19 protein-coding genes and 4 pseudogenes are annotated in these 25,815 nt (G+C 70.2%); 9 read left to right on the top strand and 14 right to left on the bottom strand.

From position 1 onward, the window contains the following. Window positions 1–153: 153 nt before the first annotated feature. Both BEK98_RS29570 and ppk2 read right to left on the bottom strand, forming a co-directional pair. Window positions 154–882 carry a hypothetical protein gene (locus tag BEK98_RS29570; RefSeq protein ID WP_244202058.1) on the bottom strand — a complete coding sequence of 243 codons (729 nt, stop codon included), beginning with the start codon at window positions 880–882 and terminating at the stop codon, window positions 154–156. Window positions 883–969: 87 nt separating this feature from the next. Then, the gene (gene ppk2, locus BEK98_RS29565) at window positions 970–1,773 is read right to left on the bottom strand and encodes a polyphosphate kinase 2 (protein ID WP_094219745.1); all 804 of its coding nucleotides are present in this window, start codon (window positions 1,771–1,773) and stop codon (window positions 970–972) included. A 164-nt stretch (window positions 1,774–1,937) separates the two neighbouring features. Between ppk2 and BEK98_RS51155 the strand changes: the two genes are divergently transcribed. Then, window positions 1,938–2,279, top strand: a complete 342-nt coding sequence (locus BEK98_RS51155) for a helix-turn-helix domain-containing protein (protein ID WP_094219744.1) — start codon at window positions 1,938–1,940, stop codon at window positions 2,277–2,279. 39 nt (window positions 2,280–2,318) lie between these two features. Here the strand turns inward: BEK98_RS51155 and BEK98_RS49130 are convergent. The 3 genes and pseudogenes from BEK98_RS49130 to BEK98_RS29550 all read right to left on the bottom strand — a co-directional run bounded on the left by BEK98_RS49130 (window position 2,319) and on the right by BEK98_RS29550 (window position 5,565). Beyond that, a pseudogene (locus tag BEK98_RS49130) lies at window positions 2,319–2,412 on the bottom strand. Window positions 2,413–2,506: 94 nt separating this feature from the next. Further along, entirely contained in the window at window positions 2,507–4,078 is a 1,572-nt protein-coding gene (locus tag BEK98_RS29555; protein ID WP_094219743.1) for an amidohydrolase, read from the bottom strand. Between the two features lie 26 nt (window positions 4,079–4,104). Continuing rightward, window positions 4,105–5,565: an APC family permease gene (locus BEK98_RS29550; protein WP_094219742.1), complete on the bottom strand. Its 1,461-nt coding sequence runs from the start codon at window positions 5,563–5,565 to the stop codon at window positions 4,105–4,107. A gap of 222 nt (window positions 5,566–5,787) precedes the next feature. Here BEK98_RS29550 and BEK98_RS29545 point away from each other — a divergent pair, with 222 nt between their 5' ends. The 3 genes from BEK98_RS29545 (at window position 5,788) to BEK98_RS29535 (ending at window position 7,425) form a co-directional block, all read left to right on the top strand. Next, window positions 5,788–6,411 carry a TetR/AcrR family transcriptional regulator gene (locus BEK98_RS29545; RefSeq protein ID WP_094219741.1) on the top strand — a complete coding sequence of 208 codons (624 nt, stop codon included), beginning with the start codon at window positions 5,788–5,790 and terminating at the stop codon, window positions 6,409–6,411. 85 nt (window positions 6,412–6,496) lie between these two features. Further along, window positions 6,497–7,096 carry a hypothetical protein gene (locus BEK98_RS50220; protein WP_244202057.1) on the top strand — a complete coding sequence of 200 codons (600 nt, stop codon included), beginning with the start codon at window positions 6,497–6,499 and terminating at the stop codon, window positions 7,094–7,096. A gap of 140 nt (window positions 7,097–7,236) precedes the next feature. Further along, window positions 7,237–7,425: a hypothetical protein gene (locus BEK98_RS29535; protein WP_094219805.1), complete on the top strand. Its 189-nt coding sequence runs from the start codon at window positions 7,237–7,239 to the stop codon at window positions 7,423–7,425. Window positions 7,426–7,447: 22 nt separating this feature from the next. Here the strand turns inward: BEK98_RS29535 and BEK98_RS29530 are convergent, their stop codons facing one another. After that, window positions 7,448–8,995: a N,N-dimethylformamidase beta subunit family domain-containing protein gene (locus BEK98_RS29530; RefSeq protein ID WP_425276631.1), complete on the bottom strand. Its 1,548-nt coding sequence runs from the start codon at window positions 8,993–8,995 to the stop codon at window positions 7,448–7,450. Between the two features lie 197 nt (window positions 8,996–9,192). Next, entirely contained in the window at window positions 9,193–10,194 is a 1,002-nt protein-coding gene (locus BEK98_RS29525; protein ID WP_094219740.1) for an aminoglycoside phosphotransferase family protein, read from the bottom strand. A 219-nt stretch (window positions 10,195–10,413) separates the two neighbouring features. Between BEK98_RS29525 and BEK98_RS29520 the strand changes: the two genes are divergently transcribed. Continuing rightward, the gene (locus BEK98_RS29520; protein WP_094219739.1) at window positions 10,414–13,464 is read left to right on the top strand and encodes an FG-GAP-like repeat-containing protein; all 3,051 of its coding nucleotides are present in this window, start codon (window positions 10,414–10,416) and stop codon (window positions 13,462–13,464) included. 41 nt (window positions 13,465–13,505) lie between these two features. Continuing rightward, window positions 13,506–14,753: a cation:proton antiporter gene (locus BEK98_RS29515; RefSeq protein ID WP_094219738.1), complete on the top strand. Its 1,248-nt coding sequence runs from the start codon at window positions 13,506–13,508 to the stop codon at window positions 14,751–14,753. A 55-nt stretch (window positions 14,754–14,808) separates the two neighbouring features. Here BEK98_RS29515 and BEK98_RS29510 read toward each other — a convergent pair whose 3' ends face one another. Both BEK98_RS29510 and BEK98_RS29505 read right to left on the bottom strand, forming a co-directional pair. After that, window positions 14,809–16,626 (bottom strand): phospholipase C, encoded by a 1,818-nt coding sequence (locus BEK98_RS29510; RefSeq protein ID WP_094219737.1) that lies wholly within the window; start codon window positions 16,624–16,626, stop codon window positions 14,809–14,811. A gap of 932 nt (window positions 16,627–17,558) precedes the next feature. Continuing rightward, on the bottom strand, window positions 17,559–18,290 hold the full coding sequence (locus BEK98_RS29505) for a dienelactone hydrolase family protein (RefSeq protein WP_094219736.1): 732 nt from the start codon (window positions 18,288–18,290) through the stop codon (window positions 17,559–17,561). Between the two features lie 298 nt (window positions 18,291–18,588). On the opposite strand from BEK98_RS29505, the gene BEK98_RS29500 reads away from it, so the two are divergent. Continuing rightward, window positions 18,589–19,287 carry a hypothetical protein gene (locus BEK98_RS29500; RefSeq protein WP_143684176.1) on the top strand — a complete coding sequence of 233 codons (699 nt, stop codon included), beginning with the start codon at window positions 18,589–18,591 and terminating at the stop codon, window positions 19,285–19,287. A gap of 285 nt (window positions 19,288–19,572) precedes the next feature. Here the strand turns inward: BEK98_RS29500 and BEK98_RS29495 are convergent, their stop codons facing one another. Both BEK98_RS29495 and BEK98_RS29490 read right to left on the bottom strand, forming a co-directional pair. After that, window positions 19,573–20,445 (bottom strand): sigma-70 family RNA polymerase sigma factor, encoded by an 873-nt coding sequence (locus BEK98_RS29495; RefSeq protein WP_143684175.1) that lies wholly within the window; start codon window positions 20,443–20,445, stop codon window positions 19,573–19,575. Further along, on the bottom strand, window positions 20,438–20,629 hold the full coding sequence (locus tag BEK98_RS29490; protein WP_094219733.1) for a hypothetical protein: 192 nt from the start codon (window positions 20,627–20,629) through the stop codon (window positions 20,438–20,440). The genes BEK98_RS29495 and BEK98_RS29490 overlap by 8 nt, the downstream gene beginning before the upstream one ends. A gap of 384 nt (window positions 20,630–21,013) precedes the next feature. Here BEK98_RS29490 and BEK98_RS29485 point away from each other — a divergent pair. Then, window positions 21,014–22,710, top strand: a pseudogene (locus BEK98_RS29485) (ISAzo13 family transposase). A 628-nt stretch (window positions 22,711–23,338) separates the two neighbouring features. On the opposite strand, the gene BEK98_RS29475 reads toward BEK98_RS29485, so the two are convergent. Then, on the bottom strand, window positions 23,339–23,875 hold the full coding sequence (locus BEK98_RS29475; protein ID WP_143684174.1) for a hypothetical protein: 537 nt from the start codon (window positions 23,873–23,875) through the stop codon (window positions 23,339–23,341). Window positions 23,876–24,156: 281 nt separating this feature from the next. Further along, a pseudogene (locus BEK98_RS48670) lies at window positions 24,157–24,279 on the bottom strand (IS5/IS1182 family transposase); the annotation flags it as partial. Here BEK98_RS48670 and BEK98_RS51350 point away from each other — a divergent pair. Further along, window positions 24,224–24,532, top strand: a pseudogene (locus tag BEK98_RS51350) (transposase family protein); the annotation flags it as partial. The pseudogenes BEK98_RS48670 and BEK98_RS51350 sit on opposite strands and share 56 nt — an antisense overlap. An 807-nt stretch (window positions 24,533–25,339) precedes the next feature. On the opposite strand, the gene BEK98_RS29460 reads toward BEK98_RS51350, so the two are convergent. Beyond that, window positions 25,340–25,759, bottom strand: a complete 420-nt coding sequence (locus BEK98_RS29460; protein WP_107428300.1) for a Fic family protein — start codon at window positions 25,757–25,759, stop codon at window positions 25,340–25,342. Window positions 25,760–25,815 lie beyond the last annotated feature (56 nt).

Genomic DNA, 25,815 nt, shown 5'->3' with positions numbered 1-25,815 from the left:
CTTCAGCGCTCGATTCCGCGATGTCCAGAGATTCGAACGGTGACCGTAGCCCCGGACGCTCTGGATGATAGGAGGGGTGTCAGTGGCGTCAATACCCCTCGCATCATTCGGTGTTGGCGTCGAAATATTTCGCCGACGGCGGCGACGCGATGCTCAGCCGACCGGGTCGCCCGCGCCCACGGGACGGGCCTCCAGCTCCGGGTCGGACAGCAACTCGGCGATCAGCTCGGGGGATCCGCCGACGTATGTGCTGACCAGGTCCACGTCACCGCCCACGATCCAGGCGCGGTCCTCGGGCCACCACAGGTCGGGCAGCTCGGCGAACTCGTCCAGGGCCGTCGGGGAGACGGCATCGGCCAGGGGCCCGGCGAGCAGCACCTCGTCCCGGCCGGGCGTCGCGAACGTGGGGATCCCGTCGAACGCCCACCGGCCGTACCCGCACCACAGACCGAACCAGCAGTGCTCCGGGGTCCGGGTGTGCCGGCCCAGCACAGGGATCAGGGCCCGGGCGACCTCGGGCGGGGTCGGTCCCTCGCCCGGATGCTCGTCCCACACACCGGACAGCCCGTGGTCGGAGCGGTTGAGGTAGTCCTGGTCCTCCCCGATGACCTCGTGCCAGCGCACGGTCGGGGTCACCCGGGTGCCGTGCGCGGCGGCCACCGTCGACCAGCGCACCGGCCGCTCGTCCAGGGACGCCGGATGCAGAATCCTCGCGTAGGCCGCGAAGCCGGGCGCGGCGACCCCCGCCACCGTTCCCATGGCGGCGTACCCCGGGGTGGGGTCGGTGAGCCACGCGGCCGGAGAGAGGTCGGCGGTACGGACGTGCAGGCGTCCGTACCACTGCGGAGCAGGGTCGCGCAGGACTGGGCAGAAGTCGTTCACCTGCACAGTCTGCCCGGTACCCATGGTGGTCGGCGCACGGCCCGGCCCATGCCGGCGGAGTGGGCAGGATGCGGAACCCGCGTGGGTTCAGAGAGTCGCCGAGTGATCGGGGACGTAGGTCTGCAGATCGCGCGGCGGGCGCTCGTACCCGGTCGACGGTGGTGGCTCGGGCAGCTCCAGCACCGGCGGCGGCACGTTCTGGTAGGGCACGGACGCCAGCAGATGGGCGATCATGTTCAGCCGGGCGCGGCGCTTGTCGTCGCTCTCGACGACGTACCAGGGAGCCTCCGGGATGTCGGTGTGCACGAGCATCGTGTCCTTGGCCCGGGAGTACGCCTCCCAGTGAATGATCGACTCCAGGTCCATCGGCGACAGTTTCCAGCGTCGCAGCGGATCCTCCAGCCGGCGCCGGAACCGCTCCTGCTGCACCGCGTCGCTCACCGAGAACCAGTACTTGCGCAGCACGATCCCGTCCTCCACCAGCATCCGCTCGAAGATCGGGCACTGGCGCAGGAACCGCTGGTACTCCTCCTGGGTGCAGAAGCCCATGACGTGCTCCACGCCGGCCCGGTTGTACCAGGACCGGTCGAAGAGCACGATCTCCCCCGCCGCCGGCAGATGCTCGACGTACCGCTGGAAGTACCACTGGGTGCGCTCGCGGCCGGTGGGCTTCGGCAGCGCCACGATCCGGGCGAGGCGGGGGTTGAGGTACTGGGTGACCCGCTGGATGGTGCCGCCCTTGCCGGCCGCGTCCCGCCCCTCGAAGACGACGACCAGCCGGGCGCCCTCGGCCCGCACCCACTCCTGCAGCTTCACCAACTCCGTCTGCAGACGCAGCAGTTCCTTCTCGTACGTCCTGCGGGGCAGCTGATCCACCGTCTTGTCGGCCATGTCCCCAGTCTCTCCCGAGTCGAGCCGCACGGCCGCTCGGCGGGTGCCGAACGGCACGGGGAGGGGTCGAGCGGCCCATGGGGCGGACCCGGGCGTGTGCGACGGTGAGATCGACGGAACACGCTGGTGCCGGGCGGTCCGGCCCGGGCGAGGAGTGGGTGGCCATGACCGAACGGACGACCCCGCAGCACCACACGCAGGCTCCGGTGGCGACAGTCACGCAGGGCGACCTGGGACGCCGCATCGAGTGGCACCGCACGGAGCTGGGTCTCACCCGGGAGCAGGTGGCGTTTCGCGCAGGCGTGGCCGAGGAGTACGTCGCCCACCTGGTTGAGCCAGGGGTGGAGCCTCCTGGTCCACGGCACCGCCGCGCGGTGACCGACCCCGACGAGGCACGCCACCTGGCCGAACACGCCTACAGCACGCCGTGGGCCGGAGGAGAGCGCGACCTGTGGGTACGCATCGGGCCCACCGTGTTCACGGGGCGCCGCATCGACGTGTGGTGAGCCCGCCCGGCCCCGTTCCCGGTCCTCCTGCGCACCGAGCGGAGAGGGCAGGATTCGAACCTGCGTGGGCCCATGGGGCCCGACCTTGAGGCGTGCTCACTGGTCCCCGATCAACCACTCCGGGCACCTCTCCCTGTTCCCGGCTTCCGGTTTCCCGTGCCGTTCACATGAAAAGAGTGACAGGAGCCGCTGACCCGGGCCTGACGTACCGCTGACGGGGTGCCCCGTCACCCGCCCCGGTGCACCACACGGCCGCCCGTCACCGTCACCACGACCGGTGCGTCGACCAGTTCGTCGCCGGGCGCGAGCACGGGGTCCACGGACAGGGCGGTCAGGTCGGCGCGGTGGCCGGGTGCGATACGGCCGGCCACGCCGGACTCGCAGGCTGCGGCGGCCGCGTGGCTGGTGCAGCCCTCCAGCGCCTGCAACGGCGTGAGCCCCGGCCGCCGCGTCGCGGCACCCTTGGGGCGGTGGGCCGTCGCCAGTACGGCCCGTACGTCGTAGTGCGCGATGGGCCAGTCCGAGCCGAGCGCGACCGTGGCCCCGGCCTCGCGCAGGTCCCGCAGCCGCCAGGCGCGGGCGGCCCGGTCGGCGCCCAGACGGCGCGACCACTCGTCGGTGCCGTCGTCCCGGGTGTAGCCGGTGTGCGGCGGCTGCAGCGAAGCCGCGACGCCCAACTCCACGAAACGGGAGAGGAGTTCGTCGGGTGCGGTCTCGATGTGCTCGATCCGGTGCACCCCGCGCCCGCCGGGCCCGAGGGAGGCGACGGTGTCCAGCACGTGGCGCACGGCCGCGTCCCCGATGGCGTGCGTGGCCGTCCGCACGCCCGCCGCGTGCAGGGTGCGTACGGCGGTGGCGTACGCCTGCGGATCCGGCCAGAACGCGTCCGTGCCCTGGCCGTGGCAGTCGGCGTGCTCCAGCCAGGCCGTACCGCCCTCGACGGTGCCGTCCATGAAGAACTTGACCCCGCCGACCAGCCAGTGCCGGCCGCCTCTGCCCTGCAGCTCGATCAGTTCGCGCAGGGCGTCGTCGTCCGCGCCGGGCATGCACCAGGGCGCGAACCGCAGCCGCACGGGAAGCACGGTCTCCCGCGCCACCGCCGCCACCAGGTCCAGGTCGCCGCCGTCCATCACATGGGCGCCGGTCAGCCCCGTGGCGGCCATGGCCGACAGCAGCTCCAGCAGCCGGGTGCGCCGCTCGGCGTACGACGGCCGCGGTAGGACGTCCACCACGAGGTCCATCGCGGCATGCTCGACGAGGTGACCGGTGGGCCGGCCCTCGGCGTCGCACACCACCTCCGCACGCTGGGCGAAGGAGCGCGGCCCCGTCACCCCGGCGGCCGCCAGGGCCGCGCCGTTGACGAGCGCGGAGTGGCCGTCGTACAGGCGCAGGAAGGCCGGCGTGTCACCGAGGACGTCCGCCACGAGGTCGTGGTGGACGGGCCGGCCCTCGAAGGCGTTGTGGTCCAGGCCGAAGCCGACGACCCAGCCTGCCGCCCGCTCTGCCCCGGCCAGCGCCGCGCGCAGCCCGGCCAGGTCCGTCACGGCCGACAGGTCCGTGCCCGTCGCCATGTCCAGCCCCCACACCGGATGGCTGTGCGCGTCGACCAGGCCCGGCACGAGGTGTGCGCCGCCCATATCCACGACCTCGGTACCGGGGCCGCGCCAGTCGCGTACGTCCGCCGCCTCCCCGACCGCGGTGATCGTCCCGTCGTGCACGGCGACGGCCGAGGCGGTGGGCCGGGCGGGGTCGAGGGTGCGGACCTGGGCGCCGGTGAGGATGAGGTCGGCTGCGGGCATGGGGGCGACTCCTGTGCGGGAAAGGGTCATTCGGCAGGTTCGGTGGCGAAGGCGGCGTACACCTCGGGGCGTCTGCGGCGCAGCCACCACGCCAGCGGCAGTCCGAGGGCGAAGACGACGGGGGAGACGATGACGAGCAGGGTGTTCACGGCCGGGGACGCGCCGGTGAACAGGTCGATGTGACCCACCACCAGCACGATCGCGGTCGCCAGCAGGACGGCGGCGACGACGGGGGCCACCAGCGTGCGCAGACTGCCCTCCTGGTGGCTGACGCGCCGGAAGTAGCAGGGCACGGCGATCGCGGCGAGCAGCTGCAGCAGCAACAGGCCGATCATTCCCGGGGTGTTCACCCACAGCAGCAGCTGCTGGTACGGGTCGGCCTGCGCGGCCCAGAACGCGAGGACCACGACCGCGCCGAGGACCGTCTGGGCGATGCCCGCGACGTGGGGCGAGCGGTGGCGCGGGTGGATCCGGCCGAGCCGGCGGGGCAGTACGCCCTCTTCCGCCAGGGCGAGGGCGTAGCGGTTGATGGCGTTGTGGAAGGCGAGGAGGGAGGCGATGACACTGGTGATGATGAAGACGTGCATCAGGTCGGCCGCCCAGCCGCCGACGTACGTGGTGATGGCGGTGAAGAACAGCCCGGCCGGGTCCTTGCCGGCCGCCCGGACGACCTGGTCGTCGCCGAAGGCCTGGACGGCCACCCAGACGATGAACGCGTAGAACAGGCCGAGGAATCCGACGGCCAGGTAGGTGGCGCGCGGGACCGTGCGCTCGGGGTCGCGGGCCTCGCGGCGGTAGATGACGGTCGACTCGAAGCCGGTGAACGCGGCGAAGGCGAAGGCGAGGACCGCGGCGGTGCCGGGGACGAACACGTGCGCCGGGGCCAGGGATCCCAGGGACAGGCCGTGGGCGCCGCCCTTGACCAGGACCCCGCCCGCGAGCAGGACGAGTATCCCGGTCTCGGCGACGAGCAGGACGCCGAGCAGCTTGGCGCCGAAGTCGATCGAACGGAAGCCGCCGTAGCCGATCAGCACCAGCCCGGCCAGGGAGATCGGCAGCCAGGGGACGTCGGTGCCGAAGAGGGAGTGCAGGGTGTCCCGGGTGGTGGAGGCGAGGAGGCCGTAGACGCCGATCTCCATGCCGTTGTAGCCGATCAGGGCCAGCAGGGCGGCACCGATGCCGACCGGGCGGCCGAGGCCGCGGGTGATGAAGGCGTAGAAGGCACCGCCGCTGGTGATGTGGCGGCTCATGGTGGTGAAGCCGACGGCGAAGACCGCGAGGGTCAGGCCGGCGAGGAGATAGCCGACGGGCGCGCCGATGCCACCGAGCAGGATCGCGAGGGGAGCGACGCCGGCCATGACGGTCAGCGGTGCGGCGGCGGAGACGACGAAGAAGGCGATGTCGGCGGTGCCGAGGGAACCGGAGCGGAGCGTGGCCGTGTCGGACGACGCTCTCTCCTCCGGCAGCTCGGAGGTGGTCACGGACATACGGGGGAGCCCTTCTGGCGGCGGACGGGAGGGGGTCCCGGTGGTGGGGCGGCCGGGGTTCGCGGGCGTCGGCGGCCGGGGCTGGGGTGGGCGGGTCCATGCCGACGTCTCCGGGCGCACGGGGGGATGACGGTGCCCGGAGTCGTTAACCTAAAGGCTTTCGGTTTCCGCAATGTAACCTGCCGTTGGGCATCCGGGAAGACCTCAGGGAGAACGCTGACCATGGGACGGCCGCGCACACCGCTCCTCGACCGCGAGCGCATCACCACCACCGCGCTGCAACTGATCGACGAGAGCGGCGACTTCAGCGTGCCGCAGATCGCCCGGCGGCTCGGCGCCCAGACCGGCTCCGTGTACCACCACGTGGACGGCCGGGACGGCATCGTGGAACTGCTGCGCGAGCACGTCACCTCCGGGATCGACCCCGCCACCCTGGATCTGACGCCGTGGGACACGGCCGTCGAGGCCTGGGCCCGCTCCTACCGCGCCGCGTTCGCCGCCCACCCCCGGGCGATCCCGCTGCTGATGACTTCACCCGTACGAGCGCCGCGCGTGCTGGAGCAGTACGAGCGGGCCGTGAACGTCCTGCTCGCGGCCGGGTTCGACTGCGCCGGGATCATGCCCCTGATCATCGCGCTGGAGAACCTGGTGCTGGGCTCGGCCCTCGACCTCGCCGCGCCGGAGACGATGTGGGAGCTGACGGACCAGGTCCCGACACCCCGCCTCGCCGAGGCGCTCGCCGCGGTGGGCGAGGGCCGGGCCGACCGCGCCTTCGAGGTGGGCCTGACGGCCTTCATGAACCATGCCCGTGCGCTGCGGGAGAAGCGGGTCGACGTCGGCGGCTGACGCGGCTCGCCCTCCGAGCCGCTGAGCCCGCTTTCTGAGTACGAGAACTCATGACGGCGGCCCGGGCGGCGGCCAGGATCGGCGCATGACGAAGATCAGTTCGACGGGAACCCGGGCCGGGATGGTTCCACTGGTGTTACTGGCCGTACTGGCCGCCGGGTGCGGGACGCAGCGGGCCGGGGACGACGCCGGTGCGGGCGGGCCCTCGCGCAGCGCGGTGGCGACGCCGAGCACGCCCGCGGACTTTCCGTGCCCCGGCGAGAGCCCCACCCCCTCGCCGAAGCCGTCCACGGCCACCCCGAGCCCCACCGCACCGCCGACCGACCACTACGCCGAGAACCACGGCTTCATGGTGCCCTTCGAACTGCACGGCAAGCGCCGCTGCCAGGGCCTCGCGGTCGTCGGGCGCGTCCGGAAGGCACTCGAACCACTGCGCACGCGCGGGCAGTTCAACCCCGAGAGTGTCCGCAAGGCCCTCGTCGGCCTCGGCTACTCCGGCGGGCAGGTGCAGACGTACCAGAGCGGGGGCGGCGTCGGCTTCCTCGTCCAGGTCGACGACTACCCGGTGTGTGTGGAGGGGAGCCTGCAGGGGACCCCGACCCTGGACGGCGCCACGACCGAGGCGGACGCCTTCGGCGGCTACCCCGACCACGACGGCTGCGACCAGCCCTCGGGAGGCCACTGACCGTACGTCCCCGGCCGGTGGGACGGGCCTGGTTACCGGCCAGTTTCCCACTACCGTAAGTAACATGATGACCTTGGCTCCGGGTGTACCAGTCAGTCAACTCGGCGCGGTCCCAGGACGCGCCCTGCCCGGAGATGGCCATGTCTACTCTCAACGACGCGCACAACGATCCGTTGGAAAGCGCTCGCTTCGCCTATGAGCAGCACGTGCAGACGTGCCGCCAGTGCCGTGCCGACGCCGCGCCCTGCGCCGTGGCCAAGCACCTCCTGCGTCTCTACAACCTCGCCCGCAGGGACCGGCTCCGCGCCACGGGGCATCAGGCTCAGTGACGCCGGGGCCGGGTGGCCGCCGTCAGACCGTGCCGCCGCCGTACACCTGCTCCACGTTCGGACGGGGTGGCGGGCCGGTGCGGGTCGCCGGGCCCTGCGCGAAGGCGCGCAGCAGGTTCTCCGTGGTGCGCGTGACGAACGCGCGCGTGCGGCCGTCCATCCCGTGGTCGCGGCCCAGCTCACCGGTGCCGGCGAGCAGGCCCTCCACCCAGCGCATGGTGCCGGTCGCGAACACCCCCGCACCGCTGGGGGCCGTGTAGTACGCCGAGTCGCTGTGACTGGGGCGGCCGACGCAGACGACGGGGGAGTGCGCGGTGATCTCCAGGGGGCCGGGAACGGGGGAGACGGGCATGACCCGGTCGTACTCGACGCCCACCAGATGGGCGAAGGCGTCGCCGGGGCGTACGCCGGTGCCGTCGTACAGCCAGTGATCGGCGGCGTGCACGACATAGGGGGCGTCGACCGGATAGCCCTCGTACAGGACACCGGTGAGCGAGGACTCCGGGTCGGCGGCGGGCGGACTGCGGTAGTCGGTGGTGACCAGCGCCGGGGCGGACGCGTAGCTGGGGTCGGCGCGGTAGGACGTCTTGTAGCAGACCACCGTACGGTCGCCCGCCCCCTCCCCGTCCTCCAGACGGACCCGGCGGAAGCAGGTGTTCGCGCCCAGGAAGGCCACGTTCGTCCCGGCGTCCCGGGCCCGGGTGACGTACGCCCGCTGTTCGGGCGTCCAGTACTCGTCGTGCCCCAGACAGACGAGGGCGTGCGCGCCGCGCAGCACCGACGGGTCCCGGTGGACGTCGACGCCGGTGGTGTAGGCGAGCGGGATGCGCAGGCGTTCCGCCAGCACCACCAGGGCCCACTCGTAGACCAGGAACTTCTCGGCGCCGTTGCCGTCGTAGGGGCGGTCGAAGCTGACCGCGAGCGACCGGGTGGCGTAGGCGCCCGAGGAGCCCGCGTAGAGGCTGTAGCCGCCCCAGCGGTTGTACGCCTGCCAGGTGGCCGGAGCGTGCAGCAGGACCGTGCGGCCCGCGCCCTCGGCGGAGCGGACGATCAGCGGGATGTGGCGTTGGTGACCGGTGTCGGCCTCCAGCCGCAGCAGATACGCGCCTTCCGGCCACCCGGTGGTGTCCAGGCTCAGTGAGGCGGGCCAGTCGGCGCGCACGGTACGGGTGGCCGGCAGCAGGAGCGGGGGCGGCTGGGCGCTGCCGGGTATGCGCGGTGAGGCCCAAATGAGGCGGGCCTGCTTGCCGCCGTACCAGCCGACGCGGAACGCCGAGACCCGGAACGAGGCGGCGGTGGTCGACACGTGCAGGCCGCACTCCTCGCCGGGTGCGACGCTCACCTGGTCCGTGTAACCGGTCACGGCGTCCGGCGGGCCCGCCGAGCCGATCCGCCAGTCGGCGGTGCCCGCCGCGTCCCGTTCGGCCTCCGGCAGCGTCCGCAGGAGCGGGCGGGTGTTCGCGCGCGGGGGCACGGGCGTGCAGGCGGCCGCCGTGCCCAGGCCCGCGCCCGCGCACAGGGCCAGGAAGCGTCGGCGGTCGAGGGGTGGAATGCCGCGAGCTGGAATCACCACGCCTCCCGGATCCGGCCCGGTTCGTCCCTTGCCCAGCCTCCCGATCCGGCCCCGTTTCCCGCAACCGGACGAGGGCTCCGCGAGGGCGGCACCGGCGGCGGCCGGGCCCGGCGGGCCACCGGGGCGACGGCACCCGGGCGGGGGAGCGGGCGTTGTGCCGTACGAGTGGTGTGCTGACTACAACGGCCTGTCGCCTACAACGGAGGATCCTCGGCGAGTTCCAGCAGCGAGCGGGCGCTCTGTACGGCCAGGGGAGCGGCTCCGGACGCGGTCGGGAACAGGCGGCCCCAGGCGCGAGCACGCCCCAGGGCGCTCAACCGCCACGCGAGGCTCACGGCGCGCCGGAGTTCCGCCGCCGTGCGGCCTGATCCCGTCCACGGCTCCAGGTAGGCGTCGCGCAGGCGTGGCAGCACATCGGGACCGTACCGGCCGCAGGCTCGCCGGGCGGTGACCCGCAGGCTGCAGAACGGGTGGGAGACGGCGGCGTCGCCCCAGTCGAAGAAGGTGTACCGGCCCGGTTCCGGGTTGAACAGCTGGCCGTCGTGCAGATCCGAGTGGTCGAGGGAGTCGGCGATGCCCGAGCCCGCGAGTTCGGCGCACCAGTCCACGAGGCGGGGCCGGAGTGCGTCGAGCCGCGCGCGTTCGTCCGGCCGCAGCGCCGCGGTCTCGGCGAGCAACTCGTCGAAGATCTCGGGCAGTTCCACGGTCTGGGCGCTCGGGACACCCAGCCGTTCGATCTCCCGCGCGTGCGGGACCAGGGCGTGCTGCATGCTCGCGTACTGGCGGAGCAGGTCCTCCCAGGCGCGAGGCTCCACGGGCTCCCGCCCGAGCACGTTCCGGAAGAGGTCACCGCCGTCCGGCAGCAGGGACCAGCCGCGGTCGGCGTCGACCGCGAGCGGCTCCAGGACGTGCTCCGGCACCCAGCGGGCCAGGGCAGCGGTCAGCGGGCCCTCGAAGCTGCTGGCCGGCGGATTCGCCTTGAACCACACGGCCGCGCGCCCGGCCACGGGCACCCGTACCAGGACGGACCACGGCCGCAGCCGCACCTGCGGTCGGCCGGTCATCCGCAGCCCATGGGCGGCAAGCCCGGCCTCCACCCAGTCGAGGGCCGCGGCCCGCCAGGACTCCTGCTCCCAGGGAGTCACCGCGTCCGTGTAGCGGCCCCGGTCCACGGTCGGCGACGCATGATCTCGCATCGGGCCATCCCAGCATCCCGATGCGCGGTTGACCAGCGGTTTTCAAGGACCTCACCGTCCCTCCGCCCCTGGGACGCGGCCCACCGGACGAAGTGGCACCTCTGATAGCCCACCCGCTCAACCCACCAGCGTCATGGGCCACTTGTATGCTCACGAACACATGTCTGGGGAGACATGACAGACAAGCTCTGACACCAGAGCCGCATACAGGGGGGAACCGTGCCCGCACGGCACCATCGGCTGACGCGCGCGGGGAGCGCCGTCGCCACCGTCGCCACCGCGCTCGTCACGACAGCGGGACTTGCCGCGCCGCTGATCGCGCCCGCATACGCGGTCACCGCGGAAGTGAAGATCGCCGCGCCCGACGCCGACGTCGCCCGCCGGATCTCGGTGGTGGCCAGTGGCCGCCTCGGCGTGCTGTACCAGCAGGAGGGCACCGACGGTTACCTCTGGAGCAGCACCAGAAAGGCGGTACCGGCGCTCGACGGCGTACCGGCGCAGTCCTTCTTCGACACGTACGACTACGACAACCGGGTCTTCTACTCCACCACCGCGGACGACGGCAGCACCGCCATCACCGCGTACAACCTGGAAACCGGCTACACGTACTCCTTCAAGCTGCCGAGCGGCTACCGACACCCGCAGATGAGCGGCGGCTTCGCGCTCGCCTCGAACCAACTGGCCGACGGCACCTACGAGTACCGGGTCGTCAGACCCAACGGCTCGGGCGGCGTCTACGACACTCAGGTGCAACTGCCGGCGGACGCGACCGCGGAGGCCGAACCGCAGATCCTGGCGACCGCCGACGGAGGTGCGGACTTCGTCGTCCGCTACCAGAAGGACGGCCGAGCCGCCTACGGCATCGTCAACGCCCTCTCCGGCGCCGTCACCGCACTCCAGGTGACCGGACCGGCGAGCAGCTTCCGGCTCACCCGCTCCTGGGTGTCGTGGTACACCCGCGAGGACGGGGCCGGCATCCGGATCCGGGCGCGCGCCAGCGCGGGCGAGAGCCCCGGCGTACGGACCGTGCCGACCTCGTCCCCGGACAGCGACGTCACCTCGTTCGTCGTCGGCAGCAACTCGCTGTGGTACGAGGGTTCGGGCGGGGCGCTGCACAACCTGTCGCTCCCGGCGGACGCGGACCCGGTCCTCGCCGATGTCGAACAGGCCTGGCAGACCGGCGAGTCGGTGGCCGTCATCGGACGGGCCACCGCCGACGGCCCGCGCAGCCTGTACTTCCTCGCCGACGACGGCAACGGCGGCGTCTCCGTCACGCCCTGGCAGACGATCACGCCCGTCCACTACGACGGCTCGGTCGGCGCGCTCGGCCTCGACCGGGGCACCATACGCTTCCTCAACTCCCTGCGCGGCACCGGCACGCTCCACAGCCAGGACATCGGCACCGCCCTGGCGCCGGCTGGCGGGGCCCCGCTGACCCCGGCCGCCACCTCCGGCAGTGCCGGCGCGGGCCGCTTCGCCGACGGCGGCGACGAGGGCCTCGCCCAGCTCACCACCGACCCGGCCACCGGCAAGGACATCCTCACCACGGCCGACGATCCGAAGGGCGACATCGCCCTGCCGGCCACCGACGGCCGCATCCTTGACGTGTCCCCGCAGTACGTGCTGTACACGGGCGGCGGCAAGCAGTACGTCGTGGACATCACCGCCGGCAAGGTCGTGCGCGAACAGAACGCCCAGGCGGCCGTCCTCGACTACGGCACGCTGTGGACACCGTCCACCACCGCGGGACAGGTGGTCGCCACCAACCTGCGTACGGGCAAGGCGGTTCGCACCGTCGACACCGGCGGCGGCTGCACACCGGACGACCTGCGGACCAACGGCACGCTCCTGTACTGGAGTTGCGCCGCCCAGAAGAAGGCCGGGATCAAGAATCTCGCCTACATGGACAAGACGTACGACGCCCCGGTCGGGGGCGTGCTCCTCGGCGACGGCTTCTACGGCTCCTACGACCCCGTCAAGAAGTCGATCCGGCTGACCGAGGTCCGCAACGACGTCACCGACTCCCTCGGCGAGATCACCGGCGTCGCGTCCACCACGGCCGCCGACACCCGCGGGGTCACCTGGACCGTCGACCGCCGCTCCAACAAGGTCGCCTACTTGGACGCGGACAGTGCCGTCCATGTCGTCGGCGCCTACGACTACACCTGGCTGGCGTCCAGGCTGACCGCGCCCGACTCGATCGCACCCGCGTCGTTCGCGGCGGCCGGCGGTGCGGCACGGTGGGAGGGCCGCTGGTGGCTGTCCAAGCCGGCCGCCTCCTGGCAGGTGACCGTCAAGAGCAACACCACCGGAGCGGTCCTGCGCACCTGGCAGGGCAGCCCCACCCGCAGCGCCGTACGCGCGACCTGGGACGGGAAGACGCAGAGCGGAGCACTGGTGCCCAACGGCGCCTACACCTGGACCCTCACCGCCACCCCGGCCGACGGCAACGGCGCCGCGCTGTCCACCTCCGGCACGGTCCAGGTGACCGGCGCCGCGGCCGTACGGCGCGACCACGCGGGCTCCGACGGGATCGGCGACCTGCTGACGCTCAGCTCCTCGGGCGCCCTGAGCATCCAGAAGGGCGACGGCAAGGGCGGCTTCTCGGGCAAGGTGACCGGCTCGGGCTGGGCGACCTCCGTCAAGGCCGTCCCGTTCGGCGACCTCGACGGCGACCGCTGCAACGACCTCCTGGTCCGGTACGCGAACGGCACCCTGCGCGCCTACCGGCCCGGCTGCGGCAAGGCCGTGACGCCGTCCACCGCAAACACCGCGCTGGGCACGGGCTTCGACCAGTACGACGTCCTCACCTCGCCGGGCGATGTGACGGGGGACGGGCGCGCGGACCTCGTCGCGCGGAACGCGAAGACCGGTGCGCTGTACCTGTACAAGGCGACCAGCTCCGGGAAGCTGTCGGCGCGGGTGAAGCTGTACGCGGACTGGTCCGGCTACAAGAAGGTCGTCGGCGCCGGCGACCTCGACGGTGACGGCCGCGGTGACCTGCTGGTCCAGGACAAGTCGAACAAGCTGTGGCGCTACAGCGGCACCGGCTCGGGCACGTTCAAGGCCCGGGTGAAGCTCTTCGACAACTGGGGCTCCTCCTACAACGCCGTCATCGGCGTCGGCGACATCACCGGCGACGGCAAGGCGGACCTCGTCGCCCGAGACACTTCCGGCACGCTGTGGCGCGCCAACGGCAGCGGCAAGGGCTCCTTCGGCGCCCGTACGAAGATCGGCACGGGCTGGGGCACCTACAAGGGCCTGTTCTAGCGCACGGGTCTGTTCCGGCGCTCCGCGAGAGAGGTGTCCTCGTGAGTCATCTCTTAGCCACCGTTCTCGGTGACGTGGCCCTCGTCATCCTGGTCTCCTGGGTGTTCGGGGGCCTGGCCCGGCGGCTCGGGCAGCCGGCGGTGATCGGCCAGATCCTCGCCGGGATCGCCCTGGGACCGACCCTGCTGGGCCGGCTTCCCGGGGACCTGTCCGCGCGTCTGTTCCCCGCCGAGGCGAGGCCGTTCCTGTCGGTGCTGGCCCAGATCGCCGTGGTCCTGTTCCTGTTCGTGGCGGGCCACGAGATCGACTTCCGCACCTTCCGGGCGGGGCGCACCGCGGTGAGCGTCGCGGTGGCGGCCCTGCTGACCCCGATGGCGCTCGCCGTGGGGGCCGTGGAACTGTGCGGCGGACTGTTCTCCGCCGTGGATCCCGGGCACGCGGGCCACCACTCGTTCGCGCTGTTCATGGCGGTGGCGCTCTCGGTCACCGCCCTCCCGGTGCTGGCGGCCATCGTGCGGGAGCGCGGGGCCGCCGGCACTCCCGCGGGAACGGTGGCGATCACGGCGGCCGGCCTCATGGACGTGGCGGCCTGGCTGGTGCTGGCGGCGGTGCTCAGCGACTCCGGACAGGACACCCGGTGGCCCTGGCCGGTCGCCCTGGCCCTGCTGGCAGCCTTCGTCGCGTTCGTCCTCGGCCTGGTCCGGCCCGTGCTGCGCCGGTGGCTGAACCGGCCGGCCACGCTGCTCAGCAATCCCGTTCCGGTGGCGTTGGTCCTCGCCCTGGGCAGCGCCTGGGTCACCGAGTCGCTCGGCCTGCACGCCGTCTTCGGCGGGTTCCTCGCCGGGCTGGCCATGCCGCGCCGGGACGGTGCGCCGAACGCCGACGTGCTGCGACCGATGGAACAGACGTCGGGGATGCTGCTGCCGCTGTTCTTCGTGTCCACCGGCCTGTCGGTCGACATCGGCACACTGGGCGCGGACGGCCTCGGTCTGCTGGGCGTGCTCCTGGTGGCGGCGATCGCGGGCAAGGTCGTACCGGCCTACGGAGCTGCCCGGGTGCACGGCCTGGACACCCGGCAGTCGGCGCTGGTCGCCGTCATGGTGAACACCCGCGGGCTCACCGAGCTGATCGTGCTCGACGTCGGCAGGTCGGCGGGGCTCATCGGCCAGGACCTGTACGCCGTCCTCGTCCTCATGGCGCTGGTCACCACCTTCATGACCGGACCGCTGCTCCAACTGCTCGGGAGAGCGAGCGACGTGAGCGGAACGAAGGCATCGGTCAGAGCCTGAACGGAGTGCGCCCCCGGACGTCGGCCGGGGGCGCACTCGTGGGGAGCGGTGTCGGTCAGGCGTGCTGCCTGCGGCGCAGCGTGAGGTACGTGCCGGTGACACCGGCGGCCAGCAGGGCGCCCACGCCGAGGCCGACCGGAAGGGCCGGGACCCCCGAAGTGCCGGTGGCGGCCGCCGTGTTCTGCATCGCCGGGCCGGGCGTGATGCTCGTGGCCACCGGGGCGACGTGCTGGATCGGGCGCACGGACTTCACCGAGCCGTCCGAGTTCAGCAGCACCTGCTTGTTGTTCGGGTGCCGGAAGTCGAACATGCCCGCCAGGGAGCCGGCCGTCGCGTCGAAGGAATGGTCGCCGACGCGGCCGGTGTGCCAGTTGTCCTCGATGAACCGGGTGATGGACGCCTGGTTCGTCAGGGTGTGGTCGACCTTGTCGACCTTGCTGTACGGCGAGACGACGAGCAGCGGCTGGCGGGTGCCCGGGCCGCAGCGGTCGGCGTAACCGCCGGACGCCTTCGGGCCGTTCTGGCAGGCCGGGCTGTCGGTGGCCTTGCCGTTGGAGCCGAGCGAGGTGTCCTTCGAGCCGTTGCGCGGGGCGACGTACGCGTGGTCGTACCAGCCGTCGGAGTCGTCGTAGGCGATGACGACCGCGGTGGACTTCCACTGCGGTGAGCTCTGGATCGCGTTGATCTGCTTGACGAGGAAGTGCTGCTCGTCGAGCGGGTCGGAGTAGCCGGCGTGGCCGTCCTGGTACTCACCGGCCTTCACGAAGCTGACCGCCGGCAGCTTGCCCGCCTTGACGGCGGCGGTGAAGTCGGTCAGGTCGTAGTTGTGGTTGGCCTGTCCGCTGTGGCCGATCTCGGCGACGCTCTTCGGCGGCAGGTGGTGCGGGTTGGCCGTCGACCTGTAGTACGAGAACGGGTTGTGGTGCGGGCTGTAGTCCGCCACGGCCGCGCCGCCCACGTTGGTGTGGGTGGTGTCGCACTTGGCGTACGACCCGGACGTCCCGTTCCACGCGGCCGAGGGCCGGAAGCCGCCCTGGAACCAGCCCCAGGACACCTTCTTCGCGTTGAGCAGGTCACCGATGTTCCTGCCCTGCAGGGCAGCCAGCGCGTTGGTGCCGGTGTGGTCCTTGTCGGAGCAGTCGTCGAAGGCCGGGTCAGGGTCGTTGATCACCGTGCCCACGCCCTTTGCGTCGGGCGACTTCACGGCGTACGGGTCGGGCGTCGCCGTCCGCTTGCCGGTGGCCGGGTCGACGGAGACCACGCCGTGTGTCTGACCGGAGATCAGGTTCAGGGCACCGGGCGTGGAGGGGCCGTAGACCGAGCTGAAGGAGCGGTCGGACAGGGAGTAGTGCTGGGCGTAGTTCCACAGCCCGGTGACGGTGTTGCCGTCGTAGTAGTCCATGACCAGGCCGGGCTCGCCGAACAGGCCCCCGCTGCACTTGTCGACCTCGGTGTTCTGCACGTACTGGTCGGCCTTGCCACCGTTCGTGGCGTACTGCTCGGCCCCGTAGGAGTGGTTCTGGTCGCAGGTCATCGCCTGGGCGGGGGAGAGCCGCTTCGGCGTGTACTGGTTGGGGTTCGTCTTCAGCAGCCCGGCGTGGGCCAGCGTGTCGATGTTCTTGGGGGTGCTCCTCGACGCCTTGAACTTCGTGCCGTCCGTGTTGGCGGCCTTCGGGTAGGTGGCGAAGTAGTGGTCGAAGGAGATGTTCTCGTCGAAGAGCACGACGACGTGCTTGATGGGCGTCGTGGTCGCGGACTGACCGGAGGGCACCGCCGCCCAGCCCGGCGCGTTGCTGCCGAGCACCGTGAGTGCCGCCGCTCCGGCGAGCGCCCCGAGGCTCCGTATCGCCGCTCGTCTTCCTCTGCTGGCCATGCTGGTTCACCCTCCGGGCAGGAACGTCTGTGCGTCGTACGAGCACGGATGCTGCGCCCGCGGCGGGGCGCCTCGGCGGAGGGGCGGTGGCGCGGGAATGAACACCGGGTCAGGGATGCTGGGGCAAACCTTGACGCCGAATTGACCCACCTGCCCGCCGAGTTGTCCGGACAGGTTCGAAGAGTGTTTTGTCCCGGCAGGGATGTTTGAGAAGTGCGCCGCCGACTGCGGTTCGGGACTACAGCTGAGGTGGGGCAGCTCTGACAAGATGATGTGATGTTCGATTTCGGTATGGTGCGCAGGTCGAGATCAACCATCACAAGCTCGACGAGCTCTCCCTCACGTGGAACACGATCGACCTCACCCGTCCTGTCCGGTGGCCCGACTTCGACCTTCAGTGGCGTCCCGATCCGCTCTCCGAACTGCACGCTCTACGGGGGCAGGCCCTCGACAGCGCCGAACTGCTCGAGTGGACAGGCAAAGATGCCGCTCAGGGGAACATCGATGTCAGCTTCGCCTTCGCGACGGGCCGGGTGACCCTCTTCAACGCCCTCGACGAGAAGGGGCTGAGCTTCGAACCTCCCCGTCGGAGCCAGCGGTCTCATTTGTTCCACTGACGTACTCAGAGTTCAGGGCTGCCGCCAGTTCGGAGTGGCTTCGCGGGTGAGTCCCGGCTTATGAGGTCGATCATCGCGATGCGGATTACGGCTTCTGGCTTTGTCCACGAGAGCCGACAGCACCTGGACACGATATTGGGCAGCACCCGAAGCACTGCAGAAATCGAACAGTTCATGGCTTCGGGCAGCGCGGGCCCCTGCCGAGTTGGCAGGGGCCCGCGGCACACACAGCAGAGGAGCGCCGGGACCTGCCCTCGACGAGCAGCATCCTGGCCAACATGGCTTACCGTCTGCTGGTTGTCTGACGGCCCGGTCTCACTTCAGGTGCCGGGTGAAGAACTGGGCCGCGGCGTCCCCCGCGAACTGCGGGACGCCGGTGTGCCCGCCGAGATTGGCGTGCAGGGTCTTCTCCCTGGTGCCGAAGGCGTCGAACAGGTCCAGGGCCGCCTGCCGGTCGTTCCCTTCGTCGTCCCACTGCAGCAGGACGTGCAGCGGAATGGTGACCTGGCGGGCCTCCTCGAACATGGCGCGAGGCACGAAACTCCCGGCGAACAAAACGGCGGCCGAGATGCGGGGCTCGACCACCGCCAGCCGGATCCCGATGGAGATCACTCCCCCCGAGTACCCGACCGGGCCGCTGATCTCGGGCAGCGAAAGGAGGGCGTCCAGGGCGGTCTGCCATTCCGGGACCGCCTTTTCGACGAGCGGGAGGATGAGGGCGTCGATGATCGCGTCGTCGACCGGCTCGCCGGCCTCCAGCGCCCGGCGCAGGTCGGCGCGGGCCCGCCCGGCGGCGGCGGAACGGGGCCGTTCACCGCTCCCGGGGAGCTCGATGGTGGCCGCGGCGAAGCCCTCCGCCGCGGAGTGCCGGGCCCGGCCCGCCAGCCGGGGGTACATCTGGTGCAGTCCACCGGGGTGGCCGAGCAGGATCAGCGGCGCCGGTGCGGATCCGAGCGTCCACAGGATGCCGGGGATCTCGCCGAGGGTGAATGCGCGTTCAAGGACGCCGTCGTCGAGGCGCTGTTCGGAAGTGAATTGAAGGGCCATGGTCGTGCCTTTCGGGAGTGCTGTTGAACGGCGCTCCCGGACGACCTATCGCCCGACCGTGACCCCGGAGGAGAGCACCCATGTCGATACGTTCACGGGTACCACCTCCTCGTTCTCTCGCACGGCCTCCGCGAAAGTAGCAGGGGCCGCTGTGGTCCGCCAAACGGGTTCTTGCGCGGGCTCCGTGACCGGATGCCAAGGAGCCGGAACACTACGCAGAGCTGCTTGTGGCCTCATCGCGGCTTCCCGAGGCGAGGCCCTGCGACGGCGAAGCGCGCTGGGGGCGCTGTCGTTACTCATGAACATCGAACAGGACGCGCTGCCGACGCCTCGCCATCTCATGCACTGGTGCTGTCGGTTCTCGGGTTCTGGCTCGCTTTCCACGCTGCTGTTGGGCCCGGAACGCCCGGCCGACGTGCTCGACGCCCTGCGGCACGCCGCCGAGGCGGCATCGGACGTACTGCTGTTCTGGTACGCCGGGTGCGGCTTCACTCGCGAAGGGGGACTCGTCTTCGGTGTGATGGACACCGATCCGCGGCACCCGGCCGACACCGGCGTCGCCCTGGACGCCGTCGCCGAGATCATGAGCACCAGTCAGGCGGGCCGCCCCGCCGTCATCCTCGACTGCGACCACGCAGCCATAGCCACGACCCGGTTCACCGGCACTGCCCCCGCTCCATCCCTGATGGGCGCCGAAACGTCGAGTTTCCGGCCGATGGCGGATCCTTTCACCGAGACCCTCGTAGACGGGCTGACCGATGGCGTTCAAGAGGGCCCGGAGGCGTTGGACCTGGTGACACTCCACAACGCGATCGAGGCTGCCTACACCCGGACCCGCTACTACGTGGAGAACGAGTACATAGGCGGCCCCTCTCATGTGCTGCTCCGGGGCGGCCGGGAACTGGCCCTGGGCATCAATCCTGCCTTCGGCCTCCCGAACCGCTCCGGCGCGCTGCCCCCACATCCAGATGTCGTCGATGCGCAGGAGTCGTGGTGACACAGAGACCCCACGCCTTGATCTGTGATCTGTGATCTGTGGGCGTATGGAGGCGCTCAGAACGCGTGACCCGCCGTGATCGGATGCGCGAGCTCCCGCACGTGCTGCGGCGCATGAGTGGAGACAGGTGCTGCCCGTCCCGTGCGCCGTAGTGTGTGCGATGTCCTCCGCCGCGCTCCCCCCTGCGCCCAAGGGAAACGCCGCACGATGGACCTGCCGTTATCGGGGATTCCGCTGGTCAGAGGGGAGGCGGGCAGCCGTGCGAGTCGGCTGCCCCCGCGGGCGTCATGCCTGAGGCTCCCAGCTGATCCCGTCGGAGGACGACCAGCCGGAGGCCTGGTGGTCCGGCGGCTCTGTTCCGGCGGAGGAACTGGGGGGATTGATGTTCTCGCGGCCTGCCTGTGCGGGCTCAACGGCCTTGAGCAGCGCTTTCAGTACCTTCGCCCACCGTGGGCGGGTGTCTCCCGTTGCCCACATCACCAGCCACACCATCACCGTGAGCAGGACACCGACCGTGCCGGCGAAGCCCAGCGTCACCGCGCCGGCCGGCGACTGGAGGCCTGCGGCCGGGATGATCTCCCGCCTGCCGAACGTCATGAACCAGGTGGTCCACGCGACGAGGGCGACGCCCAGGCCGACGAGCGTCCTGCGCAGCGCGCGGATCGCACGGTGTGCGTGGACGCCCACCGTGCCCGGCGCGGACCCCAACACCTGAGCCGCCTCGGCTTGGGTCATTCCCAACTCCCGGGTCAGCAGCATCACCCTGCGCTGCTGCGGCGGCAGATCGCTCAGTGCCTCGCCGACTACGTGCCGCAGCTCGGTCTCGGCGATAGGGTGGACCGCCAGTTCGTCCTCCAGCCGCACGTCCGCGTCGCGCGAGGCGTAGCCCCTGCCCTCGGCGTGGCGCCCTGCCGCCCGTTTGATCTCGTGCTTCATGCACGTGTAGACGTACGCGCGCATGTTGCCGATCGACTCGGTGACTGCGAGCACGGACGTGAGGGCGTTCTGCACGACGTCCTCGGGATCCGCCGACGACTGCGGCACTCCGCGAGTGGCCAGCCGGCTCCCGGCCCAGTCGACCAGCTCGTGGTACCGCTCCTTCGCCAACATCGCCAACGCCTCGGCGTGCTGCGACCGCGGCCTGTCCTGATCAGCCACGCCGCCCCCGCTTCCCCGACCGGCACCCCGTGCGCGCCCGCATGTCCGACGTCCTCTCCGCACGCATCATCTCGGCCTTGCCCGCCGCGCGGAGGCGGAACGCGATGCTCTTCAGCATCCCCTGCAGTGCCGGCGCGAAGAGCAGCACCAGGAACACCACGACCCCAACACCCGTCGATTCCACCGGACCTCCTCCAGTCTGCGGCCCAGCGCCTCACGGTGACGCAGCGGCCGTACACATGCTGAGAGGCGTACGGCCGCCGGATCCTTTACACCGCACCAGAGAAATCTCCGAAAGCTTCCGTGCTCCTCGCCTCTGCTCCACCCTCCGGTCCGGCAGCCCGCCGGGAAGCAGTTGCGCCCCTGGGGCCCGCGGCTTAGGTCACGTGCACCGGCTCGACTCGGCCCTGGGAGCTTCGCGCAAGGGCGGCGTGCCCGGTCCGGTTGTGACTCCTGCTGAAGGCCTGCCAGTGCTGGCGGGATGCCGTGATGCTGATTCTGTGACGGCTCGTTAGGGCGTGCAGATCTTTAACTCGTGGCTTTCTGCTTGGTGGTTCGTTGGTCAGGCATGAGCGGGTTGGATAGGCAATGGACCACGCTGGCAGCCAAGTTCGAGGCGATTCTGCCGCATCTCGACGAGCGGCAGCGTCGCCTGCTGATAGGGGCGGAGGCGTAGTCCCTCGGCCACGGCGGGATCAGAGCGGTCGCTCGTGCTGCCGGTGTCCGTGAGGCCGCTGTGTCTGCCGGAGTGCGGGAACTCGGATCCGGAGAGGCGCCGTTGGGCCGCGTCCGTCGGTCCGGCGCCGGCCCCAAACGCGTCGTCGACCTGAACCCAGCCGTTCGGGAGGCACTCCTCACGCTGGTCGAGCCCGACGTTCGCGGAGATCCCATGTCGCCGCTGCGCTGGACCACCAAATCCACCCGCAAGCTGGCCGAGCAGCTGACCCGGCAGGGCCACAGGATCTCCGCGGACACGGTGGGCGACCTGCTGCGCGAGGAGGGCTTCAGCCTGCAGAGCAATGCCAAGACACTGAAAGGCAAGCAGCACCCCGACCGGGACGCACAGTTCCACTACCTCAACGAGCAGGCCCGCGACCACCAGGACGGCGGTGCTCCGGTGATCAGTGTGGACACGAAGAAGAAGGAGCTGGTCGGCCCGTTCAAGAACAACGGCCGTGAATGGGAGCCGAGGGGCGAGCCGGTGCGGGTCGACACCCACGACTTCCCGGACCGCGTGCTGGGCAGGGCGGTGCCCTACGACATCTACGACGTCGCCGCGAACACCGGCTGGGTCAACGTCGGCACCGACCATGACACCGCCGCGTTCGCCGTCGCGTCGAGTCGATCCGCCGTTGGTGGAACGGAGCCGGGCGGGCCACCTACCCGACGACCGGCCGGCTGCTGATCACCGCCGATGCCGGCGGCTCCAACGGGTATCGCACCCGCACGTGGAAGACCGAACTCGCCCGGTTCGCCACTGAGGTCGGCCTCACGATCACCGTCTGCCACCTGCCTCCCGGGACTTCGAAGTGGAACCGGATCGAGTACCGGCTGTTCTCCCACATCACCATGAACTGGCGCGGCAGGCCCCTGACCAGCCACGAAGTCGTCGTCGAGAGCATCGCGGCGACCACCACCAAGACCGGTCTGACCGTGCACGCGGAACTCGACACCAACCCCTACCCCACCGGCATCCAGGTCAGCGACGACGACATCGCCTCCCTGCCGATCACCCGCCACCGCTTCCACGGCGACTGGAACTACACCCTCCACCCCCAGCATCCGATGGACGCGGCCACGACCGACAGCACGTCGGACCAGGCCCCGGCGGGCAGACCGCCTCGCCTCACGCGGCGTTCGCTGCAGGACCCGGAACTGACCGGGATGACCCGTCAGCAGCTCAGCGAGCTCATCGACGCGCTGACTCCAGCGCTGGAGGTCCAACGCGAGCAAGTGCTCCGCACACGTCGTGGTCACGAGCGCCTGATGGCCCCTGGCACAGGTGCCAAAGCCAAACTCACCCCAGCCGACCGGATCCTGGTCACCGTGCTCCACCTGCGCAAACTCGCGACCGTGGACCTCCTCGGCCAACTCCTCGGCGTCACCGCCATGACCATCAGCCGCGCGAAACAGGAGGTCCGCCCGCTCCTGGAAGCACACGGCCACCACATCAACGCCTCTACCGCCCGCCTCCGCACACCAACCGACGTCGCGACGTTCCTCGCTCCCGACTCCACCCAGACCAAGGTCAAAACAACGAGTTAAAGATCTGCACGCCCTTAGCCACAGGAGTCGCAGATGCCTGTCGCCGGAAGCGGAACAAAGCACGTGGTGCACACGGGTGGTAGCGCGGACGCGTCGGCGCTCAATGGCTGCCTGGTACTTGGGGGCGAGAGCAGGGACCCCTCCGCCTGGGGGGAGAGTCGCTCCGAATCGCCGGTAGCAGTCGAGTCGTGCCTCGGCGGCGTGGTGTTCTCGCTCCAGTGCTTCGTTCAGCGCGCCTACTGCAAGCGATTGGGTTTGAGCACGTTCGTACCGAGGCGCCGTCGCACAGGCTCTCTGGGTGACTCGCTCAACGCCCTGCGGGTGAGTTGGCCTTGCCGTCACGCCTCTTGGCCGTGGGTTCCGTCAGTCGGTGTAGCGGCGACAATGCACGGATCGAAGTGCCGACCCACGCAGGCCGAAGCGCGACGTGACGTGCGCATTCATGCATGCCACCGCACAACGATGACCCCCACAGGGCTGAACCTGGTGGGGGTCGGTTGTGTTGGGTAAGTGGCCGTGACGCCAGCCTGGCTTCCCCTCACCTCCGCCATGCCCGAGAGCAACTACTACGCCGCTACCTGGCCCTGACTAACTGGCACACCCCGACCGCCCGCGCCGTCTGCGCCTCTCAGAACGTCGGAGCCGGTTTGGTCGGCGAGAATTTTGCATCAGGGGTGAGGTACGCCTTCATCAGGTCGAACTGGTTCGCCTGACTCGTATCCGTCGACTGCACATGGATATCGACGCCGTAGGAGACCCTGTGTATGTGCGATTGGAACGATGCGAGTTTCAACCTCAGGACGAGCACATGCGGACCTTCTGGAACCTGTTGCAGAGATGCTGCCATTTCGTCCACCGCGCAGATTCCGTTGGCCTTATCGTGGAATGATGAGATACCCGCCGTGACGGTCACTGCGTACCTTTCAAAGAGGTCGGGAAAGAACTTCTGCACCTTGCCGTCCGAACACGGAAGGTATGTGTAGGCGAACTCGGTGGTGAACTGGTTTGCGGCGCCCCAGTCGGTGATCAGGTTGCCGCTGTAGTGGAACACTAGATGTGTGTGCTTTTTCGGCGTACTGCCGTCCCACCTGGGCAGATAGCCTTCATAGGCAGTTGCAAAGTCGGCTGGAGAAGCAACTGCCTGCGGAGAAAATTGGAGAGCCATGGTTTCTTCCTGAACTCTTGGAGGCAGGACGGACGGCCGTCCCGAGTTCGTAGAATGCACAACCGTCACCAGATGATTCTGTGCGGTTAGCTGAGCCAGCCTGGTGGCTGCTCATGGTGCCTTCTTTTGGTCCTTGAGGCCAAATCCCTTCCAGTATGCGCCTTAGCTTTGAGCTGTGCTACTGGGCCAGCCTCGCGGACTAACAACGGTTAATATAGTGAGAGGGCTCTCCCCTGGCGCCTTTTCTGTGGCGGGAGTTGAGCGTTCGGCTCTCTCAACGGCTAACACAATGAACTGAGTTGTCGGTGCGTGATCAGGCAGCAGGCGATTTTGAGGAGCGCTTCGTGGATGTCGGCTCGCCGTTCCCAGCGGATCCGCAGGCGTCGGAAGCCGTGGAGCCAGGCGAAGGCCCCTGGCACAGGTGCCAAAGCCAAACTCACCCCAGCCGACCGGATCCTGGTCACCGTGCTCCACCTGCGCAAACTCGCGACCATGGACCTCCTCGGCCAACTCCTCGGCGTCACCGCCATGACCATCAGCCGCGCGAAACAGGAGGTCCGCCCGCTCCTGGAAGCACACGGCCACCACATCAACGCCTCTACCGCCCGCCTCCGCACACCAACCGACGTCGCGACGTTCCTCGCTCCCGACTCGTCCGGGACCACGATCGGCTGCTGGCTCGCCAACGGCCTGAAGGGGGGGCGCGCGCTCATCCGTCCCGCGCGCTCCCTTTGTGAGCTGCAGCACGCCACCCGTGGGAACTGGCACGCCGTACCCGACGTGCCGTCAGGAGCTGTCCCAGGTAGGAGGCCTGAGGTTCGCTGAACCGTCCGCCAGAGCGGCCTATGCGACCGCTTGGCGTGGCACGCGGTGCCCGACCACTCTGCGGTAGCGGGGAGTTGACATGGGAACGGATTCCGTGGCCTCGGGTATGGCGCCGCTACCTGTCATCCCAGGGGTTCACGCACGGGCGTGACTCCCCTGGGGAGGGGCTGCTACCGCTGCGGCAATCCAGGAGGAAGTGCAGACATCGAGCGCAACTCCGAGCCAGCCGCAGGCGTGCGGGGCTCGAAGAGGCCGGCTGAGGCGCCTGTGGCCATCACTGCGTCAAGTTGACTGCGTATGCTCGCGGCCGCGTCACGTACTCGCGCCGGTACGTCGCCGCGCTCCGCAACGAGCTGGTGATAGATCGGAGCATCCTGGAACATGTGGTCCTTCCGGCAGATGATCATCGAGTCATGCGGGCATCGAGTCTAGAGGGACAGCATGCATCGCACAGACCAGCGACGGCACACAACGATCAGCCGAGCTATCTGAACGGCGACTTCTCTGACATCTTGGCCCAGCCGCCCGCCCGCCGGTCGAAGCTCGGCCGGCCTTGTCAACGGTCGGCGCTTCAGGCACGCCGGCGCACGGCACGCCACGACGACTGGTGAGGGGGCCGACATCCTCACCATGAAGGCTTCAGTATCGGTGGCGGTTGAGTACGCCGATGAGAGTGGCGAGGTCGGCGGCGCCCGCCGCGTCGTCCGCGTAGCGGGTCGTCTGGAGAGGGCCGACCTCTGCAAGGACGATCTCCTCGCGAGCCAGGACGTGGACCAAGGTCAGCAGGGCCGCGCGGGCGTTGCCGTCGGTGAAAGGATGGAAGAACCCCACGTCGAGGTACACGCGGGCCGCCAGCGGGAGACCCGGATCGGTTGCCTCGCGCAGGCAGGCGGCGAAGTCAGCCTGGGTCCGTGAGGTCAGGCCGTAGCGTTCGCGGCCGGCCTTCGCACAGGCGTCTGCCGCACGGAACGGCGCCTCCGCCCCGCCGAGGACCTCGCGCTGCCGGCCGGCCAGCAGGGAGGAGCGAAGGGGCTGAAACGGGCTCCAGTCTGCCGTCACCCGTCACAGGCGCCACGGTAATGACCGGCCATCTCGGCAGGCCCAGGCCGGCCGAC

Source organism: Streptomyces diastatochromogenes (assembly GCF_002242805.1).
In the GTDB taxonomy this organism is placed as follows: Bacteria; Actinomycetota; Actinomycetes; order Streptomycetales; family Streptomycetaceae; genus Streptomyces; species Streptomyces diastatochromogenes.
Note: the sequence above shows the minus strand (reverse complement) of the source record. Positions and strands in the feature narration are given on the sequence as shown.

Excerpts from the sequence above, each read along its gene's own strand:
- BEK98_RS50220 (WP_244202057.1), top strand. The coding sequence starts at position 6,497 with ATGACGAAGATCAGTTCGACGGGAACCCGGGCCGGGATGGTTCCACTG.
- ppk2 (WP_094219745.1), bottom strand. The coding sequence starts at position 1,773 with ATGGCCGACAAGACGGTGGATCAGCTGCCCCGCAGGACGTACGAGAAG.
- BEK98_RS29505 (WP_094219736.1), bottom strand. The coding sequence starts at position 18,290 with ATGGCCCTTCAATTCACTTCCGAACAGCGCCTCGACGACGGCGTCCTT.
- BEK98_RS29525 (WP_094219740.1), bottom strand. The coding sequence starts at position 10,194 with ATGCGAGATCATGCGTCGCCGACCGTGGACCGGGGCCGCTACACGGAC.
- BEK98_RS29475 (WP_143684174.1), bottom strand. The coding sequence starts at position 23,875 with ATGGCTCTCCAATTTTCTCCGCAGGCAGTTGCTTCTCCAGCCGACTTT.
- BEK98_RS29535 (WP_094219805.1), top strand. The coding sequence starts at position 7,237 with ATGTCTACTCTCAACGACGCGCACAACGATCCGTTGGAAAGCGCTCGC.
- BEK98_RS29510 (WP_094219737.1), bottom strand. The coding sequence starts at position 16,626 with ATGGCCAGCAGAGGAAGACGAGCGGCGATACGGAGCCTCGGGGCGCTC.
- BEK98_RS29500 (WP_143684176.1), top strand. The coding sequence starts at position 18,589 with ATGAACATCGAACAGGACGCGCTGCCGACGCCTCGCCATCTCATGCAC.
- BEK98_RS29545 (WP_094219741.1), top strand. The coding sequence starts at position 5,788 with ATGGGACGGCCGCGCACACCGCTCCTCGACCGCGAGCGCATCACCACC.
- BEK98_RS51155 (WP_094219744.1), top strand. The coding sequence starts at position 1,938 with ATGACCGAACGGACGACCCCGCAGCACCACACGCAGGCTCCGGTGGCG.
- BEK98_RS29550 (WP_094219742.1), bottom strand. The coding sequence starts at position 5,565 with ATGTCCGTGACCACCTCCGAGCTGCCGGAGGAGAGAGCGTCGTCCGAC.
- BEK98_RS29555 (WP_094219743.1), bottom strand. The coding sequence starts at position 4,078 with ATGCCCGCAGCCGACCTCATCCTCACCGGCGCCCAGGTCCGCACCCTC.